At 70.6% G+C, this 12,772-nt stretch carries 13 protein-coding genes; 5 read left to right on the plus strand and 8 right to left on the minus strand.

The genetic code is table 11. The features are described 5' to 3' along the window. Positions 1–105 precede the first annotated feature (105 nt). The 8 genes from R2E43_RS33685 to R2E43_RS33720 all read right to left on the minus strand — a co-directional run bounded on the left by R2E43_RS33685 (position 106) and on the right by R2E43_RS33720 (position 8,663). The gene (locus R2E43_RS33685) at positions 106–723 is read right to left on the minus strand and encodes a hypothetical protein (RefSeq protein ID WP_332056876.1); all 618 of its coding nucleotides are present in this window, start codon (positions 721–723) and stop codon (positions 106–108) included. A gap of 609 nt (positions 724–1,332) precedes the next feature. Further along, positions 1,333–2,847 (minus strand): VirB4 family type IV secretion system protein, encoded by a 1,515-nt coding sequence (locus R2E43_RS33690; RefSeq protein WP_332056877.1) that lies wholly within the window; start codon positions 2,845–2,847, stop codon positions 1,333–1,335. A 28-nt stretch (positions 2,848–2,875) separates the two neighbouring features. Then, on the minus strand, positions 2,876–3,337 hold the full coding sequence (locus R2E43_RS33695) for a DUF6238 family protein (protein WP_332056878.1): 462 nt from the start codon (positions 3,335–3,337) through the stop codon (positions 2,876–2,878). A gap of 100 nt (positions 3,338–3,437) precedes the next feature. Then, the gene (locus R2E43_RS33700; protein WP_332056879.1) at positions 3,438–4,910 is read right to left on the minus strand and encodes an SCO6880 family protein; all 1,473 of its coding nucleotides are present in this window, start codon (positions 4,908–4,910) and stop codon (positions 3,438–3,440) included. An 82-nt stretch (positions 4,911–4,992) separates the two neighbouring features. Then, positions 4,993–6,360: an SCO6881 family protein gene (locus R2E43_RS33705; RefSeq protein ID WP_332056880.1), complete on the minus strand. Its 1,368-nt coding sequence runs from the start codon at positions 6,358–6,360 to the stop codon at positions 4,993–4,995. Positions 6,361–6,396: 36 nt separating this feature from the next. Then, complete coding sequence (locus R2E43_RS33710; RefSeq protein WP_332056881.1) at positions 6,397–7,089, minus strand: hypothetical protein; 693 nt, start codon at positions 7,087–7,089, stop codon at positions 6,397–6,399. Further along, on the minus strand, positions 7,089–7,403 hold the full coding sequence (locus R2E43_RS33715; protein ID WP_114873026.1) for a DUF6112 family protein: 315 nt from the start codon (positions 7,401–7,403) through the stop codon (positions 7,089–7,091). The genes R2E43_RS33710 and R2E43_RS33715 overlap by 1 nt, the downstream gene beginning before the upstream one ends. Before the next feature lie 138 nt (positions 7,404–7,541). Continuing rightward, a complete protein-coding gene (locus R2E43_RS33720) occupies positions 7,542–8,663 on the minus strand; it encodes a C40 family peptidase (protein ID WP_164379538.1) in 1,122 nt (373 codons plus the stop codon). 514 nt (positions 8,664–9,177) lie between these two features. Between R2E43_RS33720 and R2E43_RS33725 the strand changes: the two genes are divergently transcribed. From R2E43_RS33725 to R2E43_RS33745, 5 genes are all read left to right on the plus strand, one after another. Next, the gene (locus R2E43_RS33725) at positions 9,178–9,933 is read left to right on the plus strand and encodes a DNA-methyltransferase (RefSeq protein ID WP_054100374.1); all 756 of its coding nucleotides are present in this window, start codon (positions 9,178–9,180) and stop codon (positions 9,931–9,933) included. A gap of 251 nt (positions 9,934–10,184) precedes the next feature. Beyond that, entirely contained in the window at positions 10,185–10,736 is a 552-nt protein-coding gene (locus tag R2E43_RS33730) for a DUF4913 domain-containing protein (RefSeq protein ID WP_179342576.1), read from the plus strand. Further along, on the plus strand, positions 10,733–11,218 hold the full coding sequence (locus R2E43_RS33735) for a hypothetical protein (RefSeq protein WP_054100375.1): 486 nt from the start codon (positions 10,733–10,735) through the stop codon (positions 11,216–11,218). The genes R2E43_RS33730 and R2E43_RS33735 overlap by 4 nt, the downstream gene beginning before the upstream one ends. 18 nt (positions 11,219–11,236) lie before the next feature. After that, on the plus strand, positions 11,237–11,935 hold the full coding sequence (locus R2E43_RS33740) for a hypothetical protein (RefSeq protein WP_332056882.1): 699 nt from the start codon (positions 11,237–11,239) through the stop codon (positions 11,933–11,935). 25 nt (positions 11,936–11,960) lie between these two features. Continuing rightward, complete coding sequence (locus tag R2E43_RS33745) at positions 11,961–12,704, plus strand: hypothetical protein (RefSeq protein ID WP_332056883.1); 744 nt, start codon at positions 11,961–11,963, stop codon at positions 12,702–12,704. Positions 12,705–12,772: the final 68 nt, after the last annotated feature.

Consider the following 12,772-nt stretch of genomic DNA (forward strand, 5'->3'; position numbering starts at 1 on the left):
GTGTGCTCCTTCCTGCCGGCGGGCAGAGCGGCGACGGCTGTGGCGTCGGGGTGAGCCGGAGTGCAGTGGGTCAGGGCGCGCACGGGCACGACCGATGGAGAAGAGCTAACGGCGAGGCCCGGGGCCGGTGGAGGGAGGAGCGGGCGGCAAGCTCGCGGTAGCTCCACGCGAGGCGTCGGCCGACGCTGTGGGGGCGGGGGCCGGGTCATAAGCGGCGCGCAGCCTGTTCAGACCGGCTTCGTCGGCGAGAGCGAGGGCGGACAGCGCCCGGCTGGCCGCTGTCATCAGCAGGTGCGAAGGCGATCCCTTGGCCGCGTCGCGGTTTTCCTGCTTCCACCGTGCTGCGGCGACGAGGTAGTCACTCAGGGCGCGCAGTGCGGGTTCGGCGGCGTCCAGGACGTGGTCGGTGACCGCGTCGATCTCCGCCGGGGTCCGGGCTGCGGCGAGGGCGTCCAGGTACGGGGTGAGGTCGGGCGCTGGCCAGGGCTGGTCGGGTAGGGGGTACGCGGCGCGGAAGGGCTGTGCGTCGCGTTGTGCCCACCGCTTCAAGTCGCCGCGGATGGCGAGGTTGTACCGGGCGGCTTGGATCTGGTCGGCGTCGCGGCCGACGTTGTCGTAGAGCTCGAAGTCTGGGTCGCGGGGGATGATGCAGGAGTCCTTCGGGGCTGGTGCGGGCTGCGGGTCGTTGCGGGCGGACTGCACCGGGGTGGCGATCTGTTGCACGAGCAGTTCACGGCTCTGGTGCGGTCAGCGGTGGAGACCGCCAGGCCGGGACGGCGGTGGTTCCGGCGGTCCCTCCCGGCGGGTCAGAGGCGCAAGGAAGCGCTGGACGCCGAGGTGGTCGTCGAGTTCCTTGGCTGCGTCGCGGAGGGATTCCGAGGCACGCCGCAGAAAGGCTCGCGCTGAGGCGTGGTCGATGACCATGCGATTCGTGAGGTAGTGCCGGTCGGTGGGGTTGGTGGTCCGGGGCAGGGTCAGGGCGGCCTCTGCGGTCTCGGTGAAGTGCGGGGCTGCGTGGCTGGAGATGGTCGCGGCCGTGGCGAGTTGCTTCAGGACGGTCCGGCTGGTCCGGGTGGTGTGGTGAGGGCTCCGGGCGAAGGCGTCGGCCAGGCGGAGGACCTCGCGTGAGAGGTCCTGCGCATCGGTGGCGTGCTGGAGCAGCGCGGTGTAGGACGGCGCGACCGGAACGTGCCCGTTCTCGTCGAGCAGCTCCCACCGCTGGGCGGCTCGTGCAGTTTGTCCTTCATGGCGTTGAGTGCGCCGATAAGGTGGAGCGCGTCGTCCGCGGTATCAGGGCGCGTTGGAAATCGGGCTTCACGGGCCTTTTGCTCCTCAGTGCATACGGGCGTCGGTGTCGAAGAGCGCCAGTTCGTGGCTGTGCAGGAGGTGCTGCACGATGAAGCTCCGACCTGCGACTTTCCACAGTCCGCGCCCTCGGTTGAGGTGGGCGATGGCGTCCATCTCGACGGAGGTCAGGCCGAGCAGGGAGGCGGCGGCGTGGAGCTGGTCGGTCTCCTGGCGGTAGATGATCCGGGTGGAGCAGTCCGCCAGGAGGCCCTCGGCCAGGGCGCGGCCCTGTGATCCGGCGTCGCCGGCGGTGAGCAGGTCGGACAGCCGGTGGATCACCATGAGGTTGGCGATGCCGAGGCCGCGGGAGAGTTTCCATTGGGCTTGCATGCGCTGGAGCAGGCCGACGTGCCGCATCAGGCGCCATGCCTCGTCGTACACGATCCAGCGTCGGCCGCCGCCGGGGTCGGAGAGGGCGGATTCCATCCAGGCGCTCGCGCAGGTCATCGCGAGGACGAGGGCGGTGTCGTCTCCGGATCCGCCGAGGCGGGAGAGGTCGATGGTGAGCATCGGCGCGTTCGGGTCGAAGGCGACGGTGGAGGGGGCGTCGAACATGCCGGCCAGGTCGCCGTGGACCAGGCGCCGCATGGCGTGGGCCAGGTCGCGGGCTGCGTCGCCGAGTTGGCCCGACATTATCCCGGCGGCCTCATCGAGGTCGGTCGGGTTGTTGAGGGTGGCGGCGATGTCGCCGAGGAGCGGGGTGCGGTGTGTGTCGGCGGCGCGGGTGACGACGGCGTCGAGGGCGACGTCCAGGGCGGTGTGCTCCATGGGCATCAGGTCCCGGCCCAGTACGGTCCTGGCCAGGGAGCCGAGCAGGAGCAGGCGCCGCTTGCGGATCTCGCCGACCCAGTCGGCCTCGGCCACGCTGTCCGGGCGCGGGGCTGCGTCCAGGGGGTTCAGGCGTCCGGGCAGTCCGGGCCCGAGGGCGACGGACCGGCCGCCGAGGGCTTCGGCCACCGGAGTCCACTCGCCCTTCGGGTCGCACGGGACGTAGACGCGGTACCCGAAGGCGACCGATCGCAGCGCGAAGGACTTGGCCAGCGCGCTCTTGCCCTGGCCGATCACGCCGGCGAGCAGCAGGTTCGGGTTGGTGAACCCCTCGACCTTGCCGTACAGAGCGAACGGGTCGAAGACGAAGGATGCTTCGGCGTGGACGTCGCGGCCGATGTAGATGCCCTCGGCGCCGAGTCCGCCTTCGGCGAGGAAGGGGTAGGCGCCGGCTGCGACGGCGGTGGTCATGCGGTGGGCGGGGAGCTTCAGCCGGTTCCCGCGGGCGGAGGCGGGACCGGGGCGTCCGCTCGGTGGGTAGAGCGGGGCGGGCATCTGCTGCTCGGGGAGGGTGCTTTCGCTCTGGTGGGCGCTGGCTTCGGCGCGGGCTTTGGCGGTGGCCTCGGCGAGCTGGCGGCGTGCGGCCTTGCGGCTGGCGCGGTCGGTGCCGTGGGGGGTGAACAGCGGGCTGGCGGACGCGCGGCGGGCGCGGCGGGCGGGCCGGTGGCTCATCGGGGGCCCTCGATTCTGCGGGTGGTGCTCATCGCACGCAGGCTGTGGTGTGCGGGCGGAGGTCGGTGGGGGTGGTCTTGCGGCGGACGACGTGTCCGGCGGCGAGGTGGCGTTGGCAGATCGTCAGCACGGGCGGGCCCTCGGGGAGCCGTTCCGGATGACAGGCGCTGGTCTCGGCGTCGGCCTGGGGTGTGCCGGGCAGCAGGTGGAAGGCGGCGTGGACTTCGGTGGTGGCCTGCCAGAGCCTGGTGTGGGCGGTGGCCAGGTGGCGTCCGGCGGCCGGGTGAGGGGGCCGGGTGTGGTTGGCGAGCCGGTCCAGGAGCTGGAGCAGGGCGGTGAGGTGGGCGTGCAGTACGTCGAGGTGCACCCGGTCCACGGGCCGGGGCGGGTCTGCGTCCGGCGGCGCCAGGGCGCGTGTGTGGTGGCGGATGCCGGCGCTCGCGGCGCGGAGGTAGGGGTGCGCGTCGTCGGGGCGCGGGGGAGAGGTCAAAGGTGGTGGTCCTTCCTGCCGGTCGGCAGGGCGGCGACGGGTGTTCCGTCGCGGGTGATCCGGAGTGCAGTGGGCCAGGGCGTGCACGGGAACTGCTGGTTCACAGGGCGGTGCGGGCGAGTGGGAGCGCGGAGAGGGCGAAGGCGTCCGGCTGCTGGTAGTTGAGCCTGCGCAGATCGACGCCGGAGGTGACGGCGTGGGTCTCGATCTGTGCGCAGGCGGCGTCCAGGAGGGCGTCGGTCTCGGCGGTGACGGTGACCAGGCCGGTCAGGGCCACGTCCGCGTGCCCGGCGATGAGCTGGCGTTCGCGGGTCTTGACGTCGGCGTACTCGACGGAATCCTCTTCGGAGTCGACCTGTCCGCGGCGGGCGCGTTCGTTGGCGTCGGCGATGATCGCGGCCTTCTTGCGCTGGACGTCCCGCAGCGCGGACTCGAGCCCCTGCGGCACGTAAACAAGGGACAGGGTGCGGCGCACGCCGGCCGTGAACATGATCCCGTGTAGGAACCCTGCCCCCATCTCGGTGCGCGGCCAGTTCTCCACCCAGTACGTCGCGTGCCGCGCGCTGTCGGTGGCGAGGCGGTCGTACTCCTCGAACTGCACGACGGGACCGGCGGCTGCGGGGTCGGCCTCAGCGCGGCCGGTCTCGGACCACTGCTGGAGCGCGGCGAGCGCCTTGGGGTCGTAGGCGGTGCGGATGACGGCGGCGATCTCCCGCGCGCTCAGCCATCCGGTGACCATCAGGCCGGCGTTGCGGGCGGCCTGGGCGATGGAGGCGGTGGTCTGCTGCATGACGGTGAATGCCCCGGGCAGCCCTCCGCCGGCCTGGTTGATCAGGCGCCGGGCGGCCTTGAGGTCGAGGGAGATGGCGAGGTAGGTCTCGTGCGGAGCGGCGGCCGGGCCGGCCGAGGCGACCAGTTCGGAGTAGATCTGTCCGGCGACGGGGGTCTGGGGCTGCCCGTTCTGGGTCCAGTGGCGGGTGAGCGTGTCACCGCTGTCGGGCACGGTGCGCTCCAGCACCTGCACGGTGGCGACGTGCCCGGTGCGGGCGATACCTGCCAGCGCGCGCCCCCAGCTGCTCACGTTGTGGTTCTGGGTGGCTGGGTCGAGGAGGGCGAAGGCACGGCTGGTGACGCGGGCGATGGCGGTCAGGGTCTGCTGGTGCGGGTCGTGGACGGCTGCGGCTCCGTTGGCGGAATCGCCGGGGGTGACGACTTTGAGGGAAGCGGCGGTGCCGGGCAGATGGAGGAGGCCGTCCTGCCGGGGCCTGGTGACAGGTCGGGCGAGCCAGAGGGTCTGGCCGGTGTGGCGGCGGTGCGCGTACCGGGTGACGATCGGCGCCCAGTCGATGAGAGAGCGGCCGTGCCGGCGGATCGCGACGAGTGCACCGGATGCCGCCCACAGCGGTGCCAGGGCAACGGCGCCGAGCAACCCGGTGGAGATCACCGTCATCAGCAGCAGGGCCAGTGTGCAGGAGACGAGGACGAGCTGGGGCAGGGAGAGGCCAAGGAGGATGCCGCGGCGGCTCCGGTGAGGAAACTTCACCGTGACCGGGGCGACAGAAAGATCAGACATGGGGGCGGATCCTGGAGGCGCGGGTGGAATCCGGGGGCGGGAGGTGGTGTACACGTCCCGCCCCCGAAAGTCGGGCGGGGGATCAGAGGCCGGTCGGAGGCGGCGGAGCCGAGCCGTTCGACGCGGCATCCTGCGAGCCGGAGGACGGGGGTGCGCCCTGCGGAGGCGGTGTCGTTGTCGGCGGAGTGGTCTGCCATCCGCCGCCCTGGCCGGACGCGGCATTCGCGCCGGATCCGCCGGGTCCGGGGCTGCCTCCCACCTGGCCGCTGGTGTCGTCGGACACGCTGGTCGGCGCGGGCTGGACGGCCTTCTCCAGGCCGGACTTGACGGCATCACCGCCGGGTGAGCCTCCCGTTCCGCCGCCCTGCGCACCGTCCTTGCCTTCTCCGCCACCGCCGGTCGGGTTGGCGGCGACGTCGCCGGGGAAGCCTCCGCCGGCATCAGGACCCTGCGGTGCGGCGCCCGCTCCGGCTGCGGCACCACCGGTGCCGGCGGTGGCCGCGGCTGCGGCGGCCTTGCGGGCGGCCTTCTCGGCGTGCGCCTTGGCGATCTGGGCCCCGGCGCCACCGGCACGGTGGATGGACTCGCCGTCGGTGCCGTCGGCCGCCCAGTGCACGAATTTGAAGACGGCGTACGGGCACAGCAGCACCAGGACCATGATCACGATGCCGGACATGACGTCGGCGAGCGCGGCGATGCCGTCATTGGCTTCGGTCTTGCCCATGGCGGCGATACCGAGGACGAAGATGACGGTCATCAGGAGCTTGGAGACGACGAGGGTGGCGGTGGCTTCGATCCAGCCCTTGCGCCAGCGCCGGGCGACTTCCCAGCCGCCGCCGGCGGAGGCGAAGACCGCGAGGGTGACCATGACGAGGATGCCGACCTTGCGGACCATCATCACGCACCAGTAGAGGAAGGCGCCGATGGCGGCGCCGAGCCCGGTGACGACCGGGACGAGCCAGCCGAGACCGGACAGCGCCCCGATTTGGCTGACCTTCACCACGCGGCGCACGGCCGATTCGATGTTCAGGTGTGCGGCTTTGAACAGGCCGTCGCTGACGGCGTCCACGACCTCGATGGCGACTGTGGTCAGGGCGATGGCGCAGAAGGCGAACAGGACTCCGGACGCGGTGCCCGTGAATGCTTGGGTAAGGGCTTGCCCGTCGCGTCTGATGGCGGCCCGGACCAGTTGCGCGCAGAAGGTGGCGACCAGCAGGACCAGGCCCAGCGGCAACAGCATTTCGTAGTTGTCGCGGAACCACCCGGCGTTCAGATCGACCTTGGTGGTGGTGTTGACGGCTTCGGCGGCCAGGTCGGCTGCGGCGGCTGCCAGTTCACCGGCGGACTTCGCCATCCAGTCACCGATGGCTTTGCCCGGGTCCGAGGCGAAGTCCACCGCGTCACCGACGGCGCACAGTTTGTCCGCCAGGGGGAAATCACAGAAACCCACGAGGAGTTACTCCTTCTTTCGTGTCTCAGGCGCGGGTCACTGCGTGACGCTCGGTGCGATGGCGGCCAGGGTGCAGTCGTGGTTCGGGCGGCACTGGACGGCCAGGGTCACGGCGCGTTCCTCGGCTCCGCCGCCGCCCTTCTTCCAGCTGAGGGTCTGCTTGCCGTTGACGGTGACGACGTAGATGTACGCCTCGGTGATCGCGGACGGATCCTCGGCCAGCGCCTGTTTGAACGCGCCGGGGTAGTGGCCTTCGGTGATGTGGGCGGTGGCGTGCTGGTCCTGGTCGGCCATCCGTGACCACAGCACGGGGTCGGGGACCTGGCCTGCGACCGAGGTCCAGTCGGCGTACTTGGTCTCGGTGGTCATCCAGGCGCGCATGCCGGCGAGTTGCTGGTCGCGGCTGGTGTCGCGGGTGTCGTAGGACCAGAGCATCTGAGCCGCGGCCTTGGCGTAGGCGACCGGCTCGGCGATCTGCGGCGGCTTGGGCACTGACCCGGCCCCGGAGGAAGGCTTGGGAGCAGCCTCGGAGTGGGATGGGCCGTCCGTGGGAGCCGGTGGCGCGGCATCGGGAGTCTGCTGGCCGTTGCCACCGCCGGTCAGCAGGGCAACGATCCCGGCGAGGGCAAGCAGAACGGCGACAACGGTGGCGCCGATCGCGATGCGCTGGTTCGTCGTCCAGCCCGAGCCGTACGAGGACAGCGAAGAGGAGGGGAAGCGTTTCCGCATCAGTGGACCTGCGATCCCAGGCCGGAGAAGAAGGCCACGATGCCGTTCGCGGCACCCAGACCGAGGGCGGCGCCGGCGGCGACGACGGCGCCCTTCTTCCCGTTGGCCTCGGCCTGGTGTCCACCGGTGTGGTGGCCCCAGGCCCATACGCCGAGCGAGACGGCGAGGGCGCCGACGACGGCGATGATCCCGAACATGTTGATGCTGTTGACCACGTTCTTCAGCACGGCGAGGCCAGGCAACCCGCCGCCTTTGGGTGTGATTCCTGGGTCGTAGGCGAGCTGGATGACGCGGTCTGCGAGAGGGATGGACATAGGTGTGGCGAGGCTCCTTGCATACGCGGGCCCGGCGAGGCCCAACGGGAAGGTGAAAGCGGAGGGAGAGGCGAGCGAAGGGCACGGAAGTGGCCGCGTCAGCCCGGCCCGCCCGGGCTGACACCGGGCGGGGCGGCGTCAGAGGACGCGGCGGACGGCGAGAATGTCCCAGTCCTTGATCGGGGTGATCCGCACCGGCTTGGTGGTGCGCGGCGCCTCGATCACGAGGCCCTCGCCCATGTACATGCCGACGTGCTCAGGCCGTGCGGCGGTACCGCGGCTGAAGATCAGGTCGCCGGGCTTGAGGTGAGCGGGCGAGACAGCCTTGCCTTCGTTGACCTGCGTGTACGTGGTGCGGGTGAGCGTGATGCCAGCATGGGCGTACGCCTGCTGCATCAGGCTGGAGCAGTCGCAGCGGCCCATGGGGTCGGGGCCGTGCGCGTTGGTGCAGGATCCGCCCCACTGGTAGAGCGTGCCGAGCTGGTGCATCGCCCACTCGATGGCCTTACGGGCCTTCGGGTCGGCGTCCTTGGGGATCGAGTAGCCCTTGGGGACGCTCCCTTCGGGGATGCGGCCGAAGCCGGAACCGTCCTGGCCCGGCGCGCAGCCGGTCGTACTGGTCGACGGCTTCTCGTCCTTGTCATCCGTGGCATCCCCGGCGCCGGGGAAGGTCTTGACGATGGCGGCCTGCAGCGCGGTGGCCAGGTTCTCCCACTGCGCGTACGCGTCCGGCAGGCCGGATTTCTGCACGGCTTGCGCGGCCTGGGTGACGGTCATCTGCTGCCAGCCGTCCACCTTGAGCAGGTGCTTGTAGAACTGCTCGCTCGCGTAGGTTGGGTCGCGGATCTGCTGGGCGCTGCCCCACCCCTGGGACGGACGCTGCTGGAAGAGACCGAGGGAGTCGCGGTCCCCGTAGCCCAGGTTGCGCAGCCGGCTCTCCTGCATCGCCGTGGCGAGCGCGATGATCTGGCCCTTCTTGGGAACGTCGAGCGAGAGGCCGGCGGCCACGATCGTCGCCGCGTTGGGGACCTGCTCGGCGGGCAGGTCCAGGCCCTCAATGTCAACGTCCTTGCCGGACGCGCCGTCGAGGATCTTGATGACCTGCTCGGCGACCTTGTCGCTGTCGATGTCGGTCAGGCAGTTGCTGAAGGAGCTGCTGCTCTGTACGGCTTCGGCGGAGGAGGCGAGCATCATGCCGGTGCCGGCGAGCAGGATCGGGGAGAGGAAGACGACGCCGATGCCGGCGGCGAGTGCCTTCAACCCGAGCGGACCGCTCGCCGGTCAGCGGGTTCGGGCATGGATGGGTGGTCAGACGTCATGAACGAGTCCTTCGGGATGTGGTGTCCGGCGTGTCGCGTTCGCGAGGCGTGGTGGAAGGGCGCGGCAGCCGGGGTGGGCGATCGGAGGCGGGCCGGTGCGGGGGAGTTGCCGCTCGCTCCGCGCGGCTGTGCTGTGAGCTAGGTGTGCCGGGGCAGGGGTATCTCCGTGAGGTGTGGCGAGGATGTAGCCAGCGGCGGTGTGCGCCGGGCGGTTCAAAAACAGTAGGTGCGGATCGGCGGTTGACCAAAAAGCTCGGCGTGAGGTGCCGAAAACCGGTACATCGGTAAGGGTTTCTTGGTCGTCGGCGGATTCGCCTCTACAGTTTTTTGACTCCCCCTCGCCCTCCTCGGTCTGCGGCCACGGGCTTCTGCATGCCTGCTTTCGGCCCGCGAGGACTCCTGTGTGAGGCGGAGTTTCCCTCCGCGATTTCCGCACCCGAATAGGGGTTTCCTCTTTGCCTTTTTCCCTGCACCAGGGCGACGCTCTGGCCGTTCTCTCCGGCCTACCGGACGGCTGCGTCGACTCCGTCATCACCGACCCGCCGTACAACAGCGGCGGCCGGACCGCGAAGGAGCGCACCACCCGCTCCGCGAAGCAGAAGTACACCTCCGCCGATGCCAAGAACGACCTTGCCGACTTCACCGGCGAGAACATGGACCAGCGCTCCTACGGCTTCTGGTTGACGCAGATCATGACCGAAGCGCACCGGCTGACGAAGACCGGCGGGACCGCCCTGCTGTTCACCGACTGGCGCCAGCTCCCCACGACGACGGACGCGATCCAGGCGGCCGGGTGGCTGTGGCGGGGTGTGCTGGCCTGGCACAAGCCGCAGGCCAGGCCCCAGAAGGGCCGGTTCACCCAGAACTGCGAATTCATCGTCTGGGCGTCCAAGGGGCCGATCGACGGCTCCCGGAACCCGGTCTACCTACCGGGTATGTACTCGGCTTCGCAGCCCTCGGGGTCCAAGCGCCAGCACATCACGCAGAAGCCGGTGGAGGTGATGCGCGAGCTGGTCAAGATCAGCCCCGAAGGCGGCACGGTCCTCGACTTCTGCGCCGGCTCCGGCTCCACGGGCGTCGCCGCCCTGCTGGAAGGCCGGGACTTCATCGGCGTGGAGAAGACCGAGCACTACGCGTCGATCGCGGCCGACCGGCTCACCGAGACGATCCGCGCCACCCTCACCAAGGACGACGTGGTTCTCGCAACCTGAGCCGCGTCCTCTCCTGCCGCCAAGGCAACCGGCTCCCTGCTGAGCCGCCGGCGGAGCACCGCCGGAGTGGACGTGCAATTTCACTGCCCGGTCCGTGCAAGGACGCCTTCGCCTTTCTCCCAACCCGTGTCTCGTAGGAGGCTGAACTTTCAATGTCCGAATCCGCAAGGCCGTCTGACGATGGGGAGCTGGAGCCGGTTCGTATTCCGGATCCGCAGTTGGAGGGAATCGAGGCGAGCGTGCGGCGGCTCATGGAGCAGTCGGCGCAACAGGCTCAGCAGCTCGACCACCTCGCATCCGCGCCGGCGCCGAGCGGGTCACCGTTCGCCGCGTTCGGTATGCCGGGACTCGGCGGGCCTCCGGCCGCCGTTCCGCCGGAGCCTCGCCCAATCCTGGAACTCGACGGGGAGGAACGGGAAGACGAACTCGACGCCCTCTCGGACTGGGTCGACGACTTCTTCCTCCCGGTCTACGGAGCGGAGGTCACCACCGCGGCACCTTGGTGCCTGCAGTGGCAGGAGCACGACGACGTCGTGGCCTGGCTGCACGCCCTGTGGCTCGCCTACCAGCAGCACAAGGACCCCGAAGCCGGGCTCTCCGGCCTGTTCGTGTGGCACCGCGACTTCCTCACCCACGCCGTCGCCGCGATTCGCGCGCCGGGCGGACCGCTGTCGGCCTGCATGACCTCCCCCGACCGGCCCGCTCACCGTCTCCTGCCCGGCCCGCCGCCGTCCGTGCGCACCGAGACCGCGGCCACGGCGGATGGCGCCGGCACTGCCGAGCCGGGCGAGCCGACGCCATGACCGCGGGAGCGGGACAGCCCGCCTTCGGACTGAGCTTCGACCCTCGCGCGCTGACCGATCTCCTTCAGGCCCCCAGCGATATCCGCGACCTCACCCTCGCCTACCTGCAGGAAGTCGTGAACGCCCAGCGCTTCGGACAGCGCCTCGACGGCGACCTGGAGGGATTCCGGAAGCTGTTCGTGGACCGCCGCAAGGACTGGCGCGTCGTCTACGGCGTCCGCCCGGCGCCCGCGGAATCCGCCCACCCCAAGGAGATCCACGTCGTCGCGGTACGGCCGCGTGCGGGCAACGACGTCTACGACGAGGTCGGCCGCCGCCTGGGGATGACCCGCCGGCCGCTGAGCGCTCGGACGCACGCGGCCCGCTCGCGTTCCCCGCAGCTGACCACCCGTCCTCCCAAGCCCCGGCCCGGTCCGCCGCCTGCCGCACTGCCTGGCCTGCCCCGTCCCGCACCCAACCCCGCGCACCATCCCACCCGCTGAATGCACGGAGCGCCGCCCATGCCCCCTCAACCCGCGCCGACACCCACCCGGCGTGCGGTCACGCAGCTCGACCACCGCCTCGAAGCGGTCACCGGCCACGACATCGACACCCTGTGGACCTACCGCGACCGCGGCGCCCTCGACGAGCCACACACCCAACTGGTCGACCGGCACCGCACCCTGGCCAACGCCCAGATCGGCGTCACCTTCTACCTCAAGCTGCTCAACCGTCTCACGAGCGGTGAGTTCCCTGTCGACGGTGCCCTCTTCGTACGCATCGACCGCACCGTGGACCAGCTAGAGGAAGCCGCCAACGCGCGCGACGCCGCCGCCCAAGAGGTGCTCGCCGCCCTGGAGCCCATCGAGGCCGCCGCCGCAGCATCGACGCCCGACGAAGGACGACTCTCGACCGACGACCGGGCGGCACTGCTCGCCATCGCCGGCGGTGCCAAGCTCCACGAACACCTGCTGACAGGCCGACTGTCCGTGACCGCCTCCTCCGGCACCCGCATCCCCTATCCCCAGATGCAGCAGCTGGAACGCGCCGGCCTCACCGTCCGGGACACCAGCCACCCTGTGCACGCCGGCCAGCCCGTCTCCCTCACCGACGCCGGACGAGCCGCACTGCTGGACGCCCGCCGGACTCTTGCAACGCATGCGCCGACGAGCCCGGCTCGCCCCGGCGCCCCGCCGTCCACTCCAGCGAAGCGGCGCTGAACTGCACCGATCCACCGAAAGGCTCTTGTTGTCCCCCACCGAACCGGCGCCGGCCCGGAAGACCATCCCCCACGTCGGCTTCGAGCTGGACAACCTCGACTCCGACGAGGAGAGGTACCTCGACTTCTACCGCAAGGTCGCTGTCCACGAGGACATGCTCGTCCCCCTCGCCGAACACCACGACGGCCCGAACAGCTACTACGTGCTGTTCGACCGCACCGCCACCTGGGGACGCCCCGGCATGCCCCAGGTGCTCGCCGTGCATCTGCAACGGGACCACGAAAAAGGCATGTTCAGCTTCGAGCACGCTCAGCTGCCGCTGCCTGCGATGGCGCAGTCCTGGCTCATCCACCGCGGCTGCCCGCCCGACGCCATCGGCCTCCACCCCGAACTGGGCCCGCCACCGGCGGACGAGGCCACGCGAGCACTGGAGCGACGCCTCGTCGGCGACGGCGACCACTACGCCATGGGCTACTCCTACACCAGCGACGACCCGGACGACATGGTCATCGTCGTGGTACTGCGTGCACAGGACGAGCAAGTCCCCAGCCCGTTCCGCGTGGTGGTCGAGGAGGTCGATACCGAGTGGTGGACGCACACCCTGCGGGAGGGCGGCTTCGACACGGCCGGTGAGGCCCTGCAGTGGTGCGACGACCGCCTCACCGGCAAGGCCGGGCCGCTCCCGCCGATCCGCCCGGCAGCCACCCCCAGCCGCCCGGCCGGTGTAGCGAAGGCCCCTGCCCCACACCCGCCCGGCCGCTCTCGCTGAGCGCAGTTCCAGTCGCGGGCGGCGCAACATAGCCGACGATCGCCGGTTAGCCAAACCGCCGATTCTCC

Origin of the sequence: Streptomyces violaceoruber (assembly GCF_033406955.1) — a bacterium.
Taxonomy (GTDB): Bacteria; Actinomycetota; Actinomycetes; order Streptomycetales; family Streptomycetaceae; genus Streptomyces; species Streptomyces violaceoruber.

Bases quoted from the DNA above. Each gene is read 5' to 3' on its own strand.
- R2E43_RS33700 (WP_332056879.1), bottom strand. From the start codon at position 4,910: ATGTCTGATCTTTCTGTCGCCCCGGTCACGGTGAAGTTTCCTCACCGG.
- R2E43_RS33710 (WP_332056881.1), bottom strand. From the start codon at position 7,089: ATGCGGAAACGCTTCCCCTCCTCTTCGCTGTCCTCGTACGGCTCGGGC.
- R2E43_RS33690 (WP_332056877.1), bottom strand. From the start codon at position 2,847: ATGAGCCACCGGCCCGCCCGCCGCGCCCGCCGCGCGTCCGCCAGCCCG.
- R2E43_RS33715 (WP_114873026.1), bottom strand. From the start codon at position 7,403: ATGTCCATCCCTCTCGCAGACCGCGTCATCCAGCTCGCCTACGACCCA.
- R2E43_RS33730 (WP_179342576.1), top strand. From the start codon at position 10,185: ATGGAGCAGTCGGCGCAACAGGCTCAGCAGCTCGACCACCTCGCATCC.
- R2E43_RS33740 (WP_332056882.1), top strand. From the start codon at position 11,237: ATGCCCCCTCAACCCGCGCCGACACCCACCCGGCGTGCGGTCACGCAG.
- R2E43_RS33735 (WP_054100375.1), top strand. From the start codon at position 10,733: ATGACCGCGGGAGCGGGACAGCCCGCCTTCGGACTGAGCTTCGACCCT.